Genomic DNA, 13,611 nt, shown 5'->3' with positions numbered 1-13,611 from the left:
AAACGAATGAATCTAAAAAGAAAAGCAGGGATGATTGCCGCCTTATTGTTTGCTGTCAGCATACAGGCGCAGGATATGCCTTTCCGTAAAGCGGAAATAAAAGAAACAATGAAGAAAGTAGCCGACTGGCAAATCGCCCACCCCAACAAGGGAGCCGAACACGGTGACCTGAGTTGGACAAATGCCGTACTCTATGTCGGTATGCTTGACTGGGCGGAACTGGCGGAGCACGAAGACGGTGACAAGGAGTACTTTAAATGGCTTACCCGCATAGGAGGCCGGAACGGATGGCAGCCGGACAAAAGAATGTATCATGCCGACGATATCGCTGTCTCACAAGTCTTTATCGACCTCTGCCGGAAATATAAAAATAAGCGTATGCTCGATCCTACCATCGCCCGCACGGACTGGGTGATGAAGAATCCGCCGACGGACGATTTCAAACTGGATTACCGCAAGCCCGAAACACTGGAACGCTGGACTTGGTGCGACGCTCTTTTCATGGCTCCACCGGTGTACACCAAATTATATGTCCTGACCGGTGACAAGAAATACATCCGCTTCATGAACCGTGAATTTAAAGCTACCTACGACCACCTTTTCGACAAGGAAGAGAACCTTTTCTATCGTGACTGGCGATACTTCGACCAGCGCGAAGCGAATGGTCAGAAAGTGTTTTGGGGACGTGGCAACGGCTGGGTGCTCGGCGGACTGGTGGAGATACTGAAAGAACTTCCCGCAAAAGATAAGAACCGCAAGTTTTACGAGACACTATTCGTGAAACTCTGTTCCCGTGTGGCCGGTTTGCAGAATGAGGATGGATTCTGGCACGCAAGCCTGCTCGACCCTGCTTCTTATCCGTCACCTGAGACAAGTTGTACTACATTTATCGTCTATGCCTTGGCTTATGGCATTAACGAAGGATTGCTGGATAAGGATACCTTCCTTCCCGGTTTGGTGAAAGGATGGAATGCGCAAGTTTCTGCTGTGGATGCAGACGGGAAGTTGGGCTATGTGCAGCCTATCGGAGCCGACCCGAAGAAGGTGACGCGCGATATGACCGAAGTGTATGGTGTGGGTGCTTTCCTGATGGGTGGATGTGAGATTTATAAGATGGCAAAGTAGGAAAATACAATCAACAAAATGATGAAAAACAGAATGCTTGTGCTCCTGCTTTTATTGGCAGGAGTCATTGCGAACAATACATTTGCCCGTGACGTAGTTTCCTTTAATACCGGCTGGCAATTCAAACGGGGGCCTTTCTCTGTGGAACCTATGCGCGCTTCCGGACAATGGGAGAGTAAATGGGAAGAGGTGACCCTTCCCCATACCTGGAACGCGAAAGATATGCAGCAGAAAGCCGATGCTTTTTACGAGGGTGCCGGCTATTACCGGAAGAGACAGTTCTTTGGTAACGAATTGGCGGGTAAACGTGTCTTTCTTCGTTTCGAAGGTGTGGGAGCCTGTGCCGAGGTCTATGTCAACGGCAAATTGGTAGGCACGCATAAAGGTGGCTACGGTGCTTTCGCTTTCGAGATAGGCACGGCGTTGAAACTGGATGCTGAGAATGAAATTATCGTGAAAGCTGACAATACAGCCCGTCCCGATGTGATACCTGTCAATCATAGTTTGTTTGGTGTGTATGGTGGTATTTACCGTCCCGTATGGCTGATAACGACGGAGCAGAATAATATCACAGTGACTGATTGCGCTTCTCCCGGTGTATATATCACTCAAAAGAATGTATCGAAACGCTCGGCGGACATCACCGTCAAAGTGAAACTGGACAATGGCAGCCTGACTCCTGCCCGACTTGTTTTGGAAAACACTATTTATACACAGGAAGGGAAGAAAGTAAGCTCGCGGAGTCTGCCGCTCGAACTGACTCCGCAAGGGACGCAAAGTTATGCATCGACCTTCAAGCTCTCTAATCCTCATCTTTGGCAAGGCAGGGAAGACCCTTATCTTTATAAAGTAGTCTCCCGTTTGCTTGCTGACGGTAAGGTGATTGATGAGGTCACGCAACCTTTGGGTATCCGTCATTATGAGATTGTTACCGGAAAAGGTTTCTATCTGAATGGTGAGAAATATCCTATGTATGGTGTCACCCGCCATCAGGACTGGTGGGGTCTGGGCAGTGCACTGACTAACCGGGAACATGACTTCGATTTGGCTCAGATTATGGATATCGGTGCTACGACTGTACGTTTCGCCCACTATCAGCAGTCGGACTACCTGTATTCACGGTGCGATACGTTAGGCTTGATTATTTGGGCTGAAATACCTTTTGTCAATCGGGTGACAGGCTATGAAGCGGAGAATGCGCAAACCCAGCTCCGCGAATTGATTCGTCAAAGTTTCAATCATCCTTCCATTTATGTATGGGGGCTGCATAACGAAGTTTACCAGCCTCATGAATACACGGCATCATTAACCCAGTCTCTTCACGACCTGGCAAAGACAGAAGACCCTGACCGTTATACGGCTGCTGTGAACGGTTACGGACATGCGGATCATCCGGTGAACCAAAATGCGGATATACAGGGCATGAACCGTTATTTCGGCTGGTACGAAAAGAAGTTGCAGGACATCGAACCTTGGGTGGAAGGACTTGAAAAAAACTATCCCTGGCAGAAGTTGATGCTGACCGAATACGGGGCTGATGCCAACCTCGACCATCAGACCGAATATCTGGGGGATGCCTTAAACTGGAGCAAACCTTTCTATCCCGAAACTTTTCAGACGAAAACGCATGAATATCAGTGGAGCGTAATAGCCGAACATCCGTATATCATTGCTTCTTATTTGTGGAATATGTTCGACTTTGCCGTACCCATGTGGAGCCGTGGCGGCGTACCTGCCCGCAACCTGAAAGGATTGATGACATTCGACCGAAAAATAAAGAAAGACTCCTACTACTGGTATAAAGCGAACTGGAGCAAATCTCCCGTACTTTATCTGACGCAGCGCCGCAATACTGACCGTGAACGTCAGCAGACTTCCGTTACTGTCTATTCGAATATCGGAACTCCCAAAGTCTACCTGAATGGCAGGGAATTGGCAGGTATCCGTAAGGGGTATACGGATGTGCATTATATCTTTGACCAAGTGACACTTGAGAAAGGAAAAAACGAAATCAAAGCCATTGTGACATATAATGGAAAAGAATATGTTGACGAAATCGAATGGGAATATCAAAGTGAGAAGAAACGTGATGCGGATGCACGCGAAAATAAGAAAGAGCATGCCGGATGGTAAAAATCCGGCATGTTTTTAATATCAATGATTTGCAAAAAACACTTCATTTAGAGAGTTTGTCCCATATCTTTATTCTTCATATATTCAGAAGGCACATATCCGAACTCATCCTTGAAATATTTGGCAAACTGTTTTGGAGAAAGTCCTATCTGATAAGCTATTTGAGAAATATTCAGTTGACTTTGTTCCAGTAATTGTTTTCCGCGTTTAACACGTAGTACCCGTATAAACTCGAGAGGAGATTTGCCGGTAATCATTATTAGTTTCTTATAAAGATGTCCGCGGCTCATTCCTACATAAGAACTTAGTTCTTCAACAGAAAATTCGGAATTATCCATATTTTCTTCAACTGCACGGATAGCTTTTTCTATGAGTTGTTCGTCTAGAGAACTTACGGTTATTTCACTCGGAGATATGTCAATGGTTTTGAACTTCTCGTGGTTGTTCTTCGTCCATTTTAATATCTTCTGAATACGTAAAAGAAGTATTTCCAGATTGAATGGCTTGGTAATGTAATCGTCTGCTCCTTCTTTTAATCCGCTTAATTCATGTTCGTCGGCTGTGCGTGCTGTTAGTAGAATTACAGGGATATGAGAATAACGGATATCTGTCTTTATTTTACGGCATAGTTCCATTCCGTCCATTTCGGGCATCATAACATCGCTGATGACAATCTGTATGGATTGATGGACAAGTATTTCCAATGCCTCTTTTCCATTGGGTGCGTCAAATACTTGATAAGTGTCTTTAAGGCAGTTGATAAGAAAGTTACGGAAATCGTCATTGTCTTCAACTATTAATAGGGAAGTTTTATGAGTATCTGTTGTGTCGGACACCTCATCAACCACTTTTTCCCGGATTTCAGCCTCGTCTTGTTTTTCATCATTGACTGCATAATTGTGGGTAACAGGAAGAGTGATGGTAAATATCGTCCCTTGAGGAATATGGTTTTCCACCGTGATTGTCCCGTGATGCATAGTGACATACTCTTTCACAATATGCAGACCGATACCGTTCCCTATATAGGTAGTGGTAGAATGTTGTTCTTGAAAGAAACGGTCGAATATTTTATCTTTATTTTCATCTTTAATGCCGATACCGGTATCGGCAACCTGTATTTGTGCGTTCTCTGTTCCGTTGGCTGTTATCTTGGCCAACGTAACGGTGACTTCTCCATTCTCGTAATTGTATTTTACAGCATTGGATAAAAGGTTAAGCAGGATACGTTGTATCTTGTTACGGTCAAAATCCATATCCATTTTCGTTTCGTTTATGTGTAGACGGATGTTTATACCTTTTTTGACGGCTTGTGGGATAAAGGAACCGCATACTTCTTTTACGAAGTCCGAAAGATTACCGTGGGAAAGCATTAACTGCGTTTTCTGTTGGTCCAATTTCCGGAAATCGAGCAATTGGTTTACTTCATTTAAAAGAGTTTCCGAATTTCGGTGTATCAGTTCCAGCTCTTCTTTTACTCCTTTCTCCAGATTAGAAGATAGTAATTTTTCTAGAGGGATGATTATCAACGATAAAGGAGTGCGTAAATCATGACTGACATTCGTGAAAAAGCGCATTTTGGCTTCATCCATCTCATGTTGCTGGATTATCTCCATTTCACGCTTTTGCTGGCTAAGGTTGCGGATGTGCTTACGTTTCATTTTCAGGAAGAAGAAAATGATAACACCTGCTAGAAGTAGGGTATAGCCTATATATGCTGGAATGGACAACCAAAAAGGAGGTAAGACATGTATCGTAAGGCAACTGGCTTTACTGTTCTTATAACTGTTATTATTCTCGTATACTTTTACTTCCAATTGATAGGTTCCGGGAGAAAGCTTATTAAAGTAAATCCGGTTTCCTTCTAGTTTAACCCACTCTTCGTCTTTGTTCAAACGATAAGCATATTGTAATTTATGCAAGGAGTTGTAGTCCATGGAAGAAACCTCTAATGCAAAGTTACTGTCGGAATAGTCCATGGTTATTTCATTCAGCAATTGGATATTTTTGTGGAGTAATATACGTCCATTACTGTTTTTACTGCCTACTTCCATGCGCTGGTTGGCAAGGTAAAGACTGGTATATATAACCGGATGGCTTTCATGGCGATAGTTTATGAAACGTGGATTGATACGCAGATAGCCCCCAGAGCCCCCCATCAGGATTTCACCTTGTTGAGTACAGGTAATGGAATGATTGTTAAAAGCCATATTCCCTATTCCGTCTTCCTCAAAATAAGGATAACAGAGAAATTTGGACGAAGGTTCCGGTGAGTTGGTCGCTATGATGTTTGTCACGCCGTGGTCGGTAGTCACCCATATGTTTTTTTCTTTATCTTCAGTGATTGCCCGTATATAATCATGAGACAATCCGTTTTTGGTAGACAAATGAATTCGTTCTTTTGTATTTTTGTTATATACATCCATACCTTTCCGGGTGCCAATCCATAAAAGCCCCCTTGTATCCTGATAAATACAGTTGATGTGTACTTCTTCAAATAAATTTGAAGCTGAATTGTTGTTTTCCAGAAGTGATATTTCTTTGGTTTCAGTGTTCATGCAATACAGTCCGCTACTGGTTCCTATATAGAGATTGATTCCGTCCGCACACGAGAATGTGGTGATACTGTTGGTGAGCATTCCGGTTTTTTCCATAGTATAAGGTGTTATATTTCCGGCATTATCCAGACAGTAGATCCCGTTCATGATGGTTCCCAACCAAATGTTCCCATATTTGTCTTCTGTGATGCATCGGACATAATCGATAGAATATTTTTGTTCGTATGTAGTTGCCACTTTGCTGAATTTTCCATTTTGCTCATAGAACGCTCCGTTGCCGTAGCTGCCGAACCAAAGCCGTCCTTTTGAATCTTTATATGAACATACAATTATATCGGAAGGGATAGCATCCTGTTTTTTCGATATGAAAGTATAGTTGTTGTTTTTCTTGTCATAGTAAGCCAGTCCTTCCCCGTCAAATCCCAGCCATAGATTTCCGTCTTTGTCTTCCACAAGGCAACTTACATCTTCTTGCTGGGGCAACCGGCAGGTTTCAAATGTGACGTTGTGCAGACTTGTGAAGGTAGCTCCCAATTTGCTTGTACCTACCCACATTATGTCCGAATGGTCTTTATAAAAACAACAGATATGATTGTTGGGCAATGAAAATGGATTGTCCACTTCCTTGCTAAGTCTCTCATATCCTTTTCCGTCCTGATGATAACTTATGTAAATGCCCTTGTTGTCCGTACCAATCCATATATTCCCTTTTCCGTCGTCTATAACGGCCGTGATAAGTTCATTGGTTATCTCTTTTTCTCCGGGAAAGGAAAACCATTCTTTGGCATTAGGGTCATAACAACATACTCCTTTGGTATGGGGGACATAAAGCCAAAGCCTGGAAAAGGTGTCTATGTACATTCGTTGTTTCCATCCGAGAGGCAGGACAATCTGTACTTCCTTGCAAAGGTTTTGCGCTCTCCAGTCGACGTGATAAATATAGCTGTCTGACAATAGTACATAAGCGTTTGACTGGTAACAGTCGATTTGCAGCACCTGGCAATTTTGAGGAAGAGATAAAGTATAAAGTTCTTTTTGCCTAAATACATAATAATAGAGGGTAGAATTGACTGTACACCATAAATTCAGGTCTTTATCTATATATAAGTTGTCCGGAGTTCCATATATTCCGGATTGTTCCAGTATAGGAGTTATGTGGTCATCAATTTCATCCTTTTCGCGATTATAGAAATAATAAGATTTGGGAGTTTTTATCCAGATTGTGCCCGAAGCATCTTCCGCTGTAAATTCAATGTCGTTGTTGTAGGCTCCCAATTGTGTAGTGGTGTATGTTTTGAATTGATAGCCGTCATATCTGCTTAATCCGTTGAGAGTGGAGAACCACATAAAACCGTATCTGTCGCACAGGATAGATTGCACATAGTTGTCAGCTATACCGGATTTTACATCAAAGGTACGGAAATTAAGTCTTTCGCTGGCTTGCAACGTCAGGACAAATAGACAAAACAATGCAGATAAGAGGTGTTTTTTCATATGGATTGATTCGTTTTTTGCAAAGATATGAAAATTAAGAATCGGAAATCCCTTTCCGGTCGCTTCTGATATTCCGAAATGTATCAGGATAGTAGCGCAAATGTATCAAGATACAAAAAGGACAGCCTGAAACTCATTTGGAGAAAGAGGGAGGGTTATCCTCTCTCTATATTTGCTATCGAAATAAACTATAGATACAGGTATCAAAATAGGAAACCGGAATTAAATAACAGGATATGAAACGAAAACTATTAATAGCTGCAATTTCTTTTATGATAGCATCTTCCGTATGCGGAAAGGACTTTAATGTATTGACAAAAGACTTTCAGCCCTGGGGAAATACACAATTTGACATGGAAGGCATGAAAATAACATGGACACAGAAGTGGCAGGGTGGTGGCTGGTGGTTGGCGCAGGATTGTTCGGAATATGAATCCGCACGGATTGAGTTTTGGGAGGTTTTGCCCATGGATGTCGTGTTCATAGTCATCTATTCGGCGAAGGATGAAAGAAATGAGAAACTCAAATCTAAGGTTACAATTCCTGCTGGAAAAAAAGAGGCGGCGATTATGTTGGATATTACTTATAAGCAATCCATAGACGGTCTGGGTATCAGTGGTTCGAAACCGGGTACGGTTTGTGTGAAATCTCTGGTTTTGGAAGAAATGAAACGATAACTTTTTTATTAATCTTAATAAAACGATGTATTATGAAGAAAAATTTATTAATTGCCGTACTTTTGCTTTTAACTGTATCATCAGTGTGGGCGAAAGATTACAATGTGGAAACCAAAAAGTTTAAATCTTGGGGGGAAGCACAGTTTGATGCGGAAACAGCAACCATTACTTTTACTAAAAATTGGCAGGGAGGCGGATGGTGGCTGTCCCGCCTGGATTGCTCGGCATATGATTGTGTCGTGATTGAGTTTGAGGAGGCTTTGCCTATGGATGTCATGTTTATGGCAACTTATTCCGCTAAAGATGATAAAGAACAGAAAATTAAATCCAAAGTTAAGGTTCCTGCAGGAAAAAAGAAAGCTGTTCTTGAACTGGAACCGGCATATAAGAATTCTGTTGACGGTTTGGGTATCAGTGCAACAAAAGCGGGAGTAGTCAAACTGAAATCCTTGAATCTCAAGGAGAAAAAATAGTTGCGGCGTGAAAAGAAATGGCAAATTTTAAAGGTTAACATTTAATTTGATATATATGAAAAAGAATTTTCATAAGAATATGTTGATAACAGGGGCTTGTCTGGCGTTGTTATTCGGAGGAATAGTGAACGTACGGGCTATCGCACCGGAGGAGTATGAAGCTGTACAGCAGAGTAGGACAATTACGGGTACGGTTGTCGATAAGAATGGTGAGGCGGTCATTGGCGCCAATGTAGTGGTGAAAGGTACGTCCAAAGGTACGATAACCGATGTAGACGGTCGGTTTACGTTGAACGGTGTGCCGGAAAAGGCTGTATTGTCCGTTACTTTTGTCGGCTATAAATCGAAAGAAATAACTTTGAAAAGTGGGCAGTCCCAAATAAAGGTGGAGCTGTCGGATGACGCGGAATTATTGGATGAGGTCGTGGTAGTGGGTTATGGTACGATGAAAAAGAGGGACTTATCCGGCGCTGTGTCACAAATCAAAGGGGATGACTTGATGAGGGGAAATCCGGCGGATTTGAGCCAGGGACTTGCGGGAAAAATAGCTGGTGTGGTAGTGAATCAAAGTGACGGTGCTCCCGGTGGTGGTATCAGTATACAGATTCGTGGTACGAACTCTTTTTCTACGGATTCACAGCCTTTGTATATTGTAGATGGCGTACCTTATGACGCGGGGGGGACACCAAGCAGCGATGCCAATTCCGGAAATAATGAGTCCAATCCTCTGGCATTTATCAATCCGCATGATATACAGTCAATTGAAGTCTTGAAGGATGCGTCGGCTACGGCTATCTATGGTTCACGTGGTGCGAACGGTGTTGTATTGATTACGACCAGGCGTGGAGAACCGGGGGCGGATAAGGTGAGGTTTACTGCTAATTTCTCTTTTTCCCGGATTGCTAACCGCGTAGATGTATTGGATGCTTATCAATATGCGCTATACAGGAATGAGCAAGTAGAGAATAGTTATAAGTATCATGGAAAAGCATACACTTCTTTGCCTTATCCGGGAAAGTGGTCGTATAGCAATTCCGACAAGTCTCAAGGTAAGTACAATCCTGCACCGGAAGATTTTCTGAATCCGGGCATTTACACGGATGAGTACGGCAATGCAACGAAAGTCGGTGTGGCCGATTGGCAGGATTTGATTTATCAGGACGGTTTCTCGCAAGAATATAATATCAGTGTGTCCGGTGGCTCCAGAAACGGTAGCTGGCACTCGTTCTCGGGCAACTATCTGAAACAACAGGGTATTATCAAGGAATCTGGTTTTACACGTTATTCGATTCGTGCCAATATGGGGCGCAAGATTAAGAGTTGGCTTGATATGGGAGTGAATATCAGCTTTTCTCATACGGACACCGACTTTTCCCGGACGAACTCTAATGATTATGGAGTTATCCGTTCCGCGCTCGTGTTTCCGACTACTTATGACCCGAGTGACGACGAGACACTGAATTCGGACGAATTGAGCTGGCTGGCATCCAACCCTTATGCTTATATTAACTCGGCAAAGGATAACCTGAAGTCCAATAATGTATTTACTTCTTCTTATTTGGAAATAAAGCTGTTCCCGTTTTTGAAATTCCGTCAGAACTTGGGTATTAACTATACAAATAGGGAACGCGGCACGTATTATGGCCGCAGGACATCAGAAGGTTCCGAAGCTAATAATATAAACGGTAAGGCAGGACAGTCTACCAACTGGAGTATGGGAATTACTGCCGAGTCCTTGTTTACTTTCGATAAGACATTCAAGAAAATCCACTCCGTTAATGCCGTAGGCGGTTTTACTGTCGAGAAAAGGGATTATGGAAGTAAATCGATGTCGGCTACGGGATTCCCCAGTGATTTGACTCAGGAATATGATATGAGCTTGGGTACACTTCCCGGCAAATTGAAGAGCGACCGTACGGATTCGTCATTGGCTTCATTTTTGGGGCGTATCAATTATACGTTGATGGATAAATACATCTTTACGGCATCTTATCGTGTTGACGGTTCCAGCAAATTCACGGAAAACAATAAATGGGCAAACTTCCTTTCGGGAGCTGTAGCATGGCGTTTGTCGGAAGAAAAATTTATTAAGAATCTGAATATTTTCAGTAATTTGAAGTTGCGTCTCAGCTATGGTGAGACGGGTAATCAGGGGATTGGAAGTTACCGGACTTTGCCCATGTTGAATCCTGCTAATTATCCTTTTAGTGGTGGTGCTATCAGCAGCGGTTTCGCAGAAGTGGAATGGCGTGGTCCCGTAGCGGAAGATTTGCATTGGGAGACAACTGCCCAGTATAATGCCGGATTGGATATAGGCTTCTTTAATAATCGCGTCAACCTGACTGTGGATTATTATTATAAGAAAACGCGCGACTTGCTGCAGGAGGTGAAAATACCTTCCAGTACCGGTTTCTCAAGTATGATGGTGAACAGGGGATATGTGACGAATGAAGGACTGGAGATTTCCGGAAAATTCTATGTATTGCGGAATACTCCTTTGAAGTGGGACATCGACGCCAATATATCTTTCAATAAAAATAAAGTTGGCGGACTTGATTCCGACCAGTTTTCCGCAAGACTATGGTATAAAGCGGATGATGTATTCTTGCAGCGTAACGGCTATCCTATAGGAACAATTTTCGGGTACGTAGAAGATGGTTTCTATAATAATCTGGCTGAAGTCATGGCTTCCCCGGATCCAAGTGTCCGTGCGAAGGGGAAGAGTATGATTGGAGAAATAAAGTACCGGAATTTTGACGATGACCCTGCCATAACGAATGCAGACAGGGTAGTGATTGGTGATACGAACCCTGACTATGTATATGGTATAACCAATAATTTCCGGTGGAAGAATTTCACTTTGAGTTTTTTCCTGCAAGGAAGCCAGGGAAATGATATTTTTAATGGTAACCTGATGGAAGTAAAGATGGGAAATACGGCTAATATTCCTGTAGATGCCTATAATACTCGTTGGACAGAAGCAAACAGGGCTTCTGCCAAATGGCCTAAAGCGGTGAATAGTTATGAACGGACTATGTTAATTTCAAATCGCTACGTGGAAGACGGCTCTTATTTGAAGTTGAAGAATCTTAGTATCGGTTATACATGGAGACCTAAGTTTAAGGGTATCAGTTCTATCAATATTTATGGAAATGCTACCAACTTGTTTACCATTACCGGATATAGTTGGTTTGACCCGGAAGTAAACGCCTTTGGTTCTGATACTTCCCGGCGTGGTGTGGATATATATTCTTATCCGAGTAGCCGTACATTCTCATTAGGACTGAAAGTAGATTTTTAAACTGACCATTAAGATATAGAATTATGAAATTATATAAATTGTATGTTGTTTTAAGTCTTTGGGCAACGGGCAGTCTGGGACTGGCTTCTTGCAGTGACTTTTTGAAGGAGGAACCTTATGCTTTTGTCGGTCCCGACCAGTTGGGCAATGATAATGCGGCTGTAGATTTATGGCTGACCGGAGTATATAGTAAATGGGGAAACAATATGTTTCGTTATAGTAGTTTTCCACGTTGCCTGGAACTTGATTCCGATTATATAACCGGGCCGGACTGGGCTTTCAGTAATTTGGGAGCGGGAAACTTTCAGGCGGACGAGTATGCGACTTCTATTTGGACGGGTTGTTATAATTTGATTCATCGGGCAAACGTAGCCATACATTATGTAAATGAAATAACCGGTGCGGATGAGAAAGTAAAACGGAATGCGTTGGGAGAACTTTATTTTCAGAAAGCATTCTCTTATTTCTTGCTGACCCGTGCATATGGTGAAATTCCGTTGTTTGATGTTGCTATCAGTGAAGGAGCCAGCTATAACCAGCCTCGTCGTCCTATTCCTGATGTGTATGCGGAGATTATACGTTTGTTGGAGCAGGCAGCCGGTATGATGTATAAAAATACGGATGCCGAATATCAAAAGGGACATGTCGCTGCGGGCACTGCGATTGGCCTGCTGGCAAAAGTGTATGCCACTATGGGGGCGGGTGCGCTTCCGGCAGGAGAAAAGATGATTGTGAAGTCCGGTCCTTCCTATAGTTATAATGCAGGAACGAAAATATTGACTAATCCGGTTTCGAATACATTCGAGAAGACACAGGTGGCAGGTTATGAATCGCTTGACTGGAAAGACTGTTATGAGAAAGCGGCGTATTATGCAGGTATTATAATGGGGAGGAATCCTGATGTGAGTTATGGGACTTACAGACTGTTGTCTTTTGATGAATTGTGGAAGAAAAGCGGTTTTGATGAAAGTGAACATATGTTTTCCGTACGGACAAGGAGTGCTGACGAAGAGTATGGTAACGGAGTACATCAATGGTACTGCGGCATGCAGGATGCCGGAGGGGTATTGCAGAAAGGCCCTTGGGTAGGCAATCGTTTTCATTGGTATTGCTTGTTTGATAACGAAGATTACCGTATAACGAGAGGAGTCAAGCATCGCTTCCAGTATGACAGTCAGGTGAAGAATGGCAGGGGATATTATTATCCGGGAACCCCGGAATATAAGTTGATGGCTACCGGTAAGAATATGGACGACGTGAAAGTGCAGGAACCTGTAGCGCCATTCAATGACGGACTCACCTATACGAACAGCATATCATCTAATTGCCTCGCCTTTACAACTAAATATGCCGATGTGACAGACGCCACGATTGGCCGTACGGATGCTTATTGGCCATTCTTGCGTTATGCTGATATTGTATTGATTTACGCAGAGGCACAATGCGAATTGAATGACGGGATTTCACAGGATGCGATTGATGCTTTGAATGATATTCGTATCCGTTCGAATGCCAAAGAGGCTTCTGTAACCGGAGACGGTGCTATTGAAACGAAAGTGGAGTTACGTTCGGTCATTTTTGAAGAACGTGCGAAGGAATTGGCTTATGAAGGTGACCGTCGTTGGGATTTGCTCCGTTGGGGAATATATTTGGACGTAATGAATTCTTTGGGTGGAATCAATGAAGATGGTACGCGTACTCCTTATGACGAGGGAAGTATAAACAAACGTCGTGAATTCCGTCACCTGCTGTATCCGTTGCCATCGTTGGAAGTTTCTACCAATATGGCTATTGATAAAAATAATCCGGGCTGGAACTAAGCCGTATGTTCAACCCAATAATTTATGAATAAT

7 protein-coding genes are annotated in these 13,611 nt (G+C 43.0%); 6 read left to right on the top strand and 1 reads right to left on the bottom strand.

Annotated elements, in window-relative coordinates; genetic code table 11:
• Positions 1 to 6 precede the first annotated feature (6 nt).
• Both AB5443_RS21530 and AB5443_RS21525 read left to right on the top strand, forming a co-directional pair.
• On the top strand, positions 7 to 1,125 hold the full coding sequence (locus AB5443_RS21530) for a glycoside hydrolase family 105 protein (RefSeq protein WP_368114404.1): 1,119 nt from the start codon (positions 7 to 9) through the stop codon (positions 1,123 to 1,125).
• A gap of 21 nt (positions 1,126 to 1,146) precedes the next feature.
• Positions 1,147 to 3,258 (top strand): glycoside hydrolase family 2 protein, encoded by a 2,112-nt coding sequence (locus tag AB5443_RS21525; RefSeq protein ID WP_368114417.1) that lies wholly within the window; start codon positions 1,147 to 1,149, stop codon positions 3,256 to 3,258.
• Between the two features lie 47 nt (positions 3,259 to 3,305).
• Here the strand turns inward: AB5443_RS21525 and AB5443_RS21520 are convergent, their stop codons facing one another.
• Positions 3,306 to 7,307, bottom strand: coding sequence for a hybrid sensor histidine kinase/response regulator transcription factor (locus AB5443_RS21520; RefSeq protein ID WP_277130113.1), 4,002 nt, complete (start codon positions 7,305 to 7,307; stop codon positions 3,306 to 3,308).
• Between the two features lie 236 nt (positions 7,308 to 7,543).
• Between AB5443_RS21520 and AB5443_RS21515 the strand changes: the two genes are divergently transcribed.
• From AB5443_RS21515 to AB5443_RS21500, 4 genes are read left to right on the top strand one after another with little or no spacing between them, the layout of a single operon-like run.
• Positions 7,544 to 7,984: a hypothetical protein gene (locus tag AB5443_RS21515; protein ID WP_277130116.1), complete on the top strand. Its 441-nt coding sequence runs from the start codon at positions 7,544 to 7,546 to the stop codon at positions 7,982 to 7,984.
• A gap of 32 nt (positions 7,985 to 8,016) precedes the next feature.
• Positions 8,017 to 8,457 (top strand): hypothetical protein, encoded by a 441-nt coding sequence (locus AB5443_RS21510; protein WP_277130118.1) that lies wholly within the window; start codon positions 8,017 to 8,019, stop codon positions 8,455 to 8,457.
• A gap of 55 nt (positions 8,458 to 8,512) precedes the next feature.
• Positions 8,513 to 11,758, top strand: a complete 3,246-nt coding sequence (locus tag AB5443_RS21505) for a TonB-dependent receptor (RefSeq protein ID WP_195406341.1) — start codon at positions 8,513 to 8,515, stop codon at positions 11,756 to 11,758.
• A 23-nt stretch (positions 11,759 to 11,781) separates the two neighbouring features.
• Complete coding sequence (locus tag AB5443_RS21500; protein WP_368114403.1) at positions 11,782 to 13,578, top strand: RagB/SusD family nutrient uptake outer membrane protein; 1,797 nt, start codon at positions 11,782 to 11,784, stop codon at positions 13,576 to 13,578.
• The last annotated feature ends 33 nt before the right edge of the window (positions 13,579 to 13,611 follow it).

It is taken from the genome of Bacteroides sp. RTP21281st1_H5_RTP21281_210402, assembly GCF_040918965.1.
Lineage (GTDB): Bacteria > Bacteroidota > Bacteroidia > Bacteroidales > Bacteroidaceae > Bacteroides > Bacteroides congonensis.
Note: the sequence above shows the minus strand (reverse complement) of the source record. Positions and strands in the feature narration are given on the sequence as shown.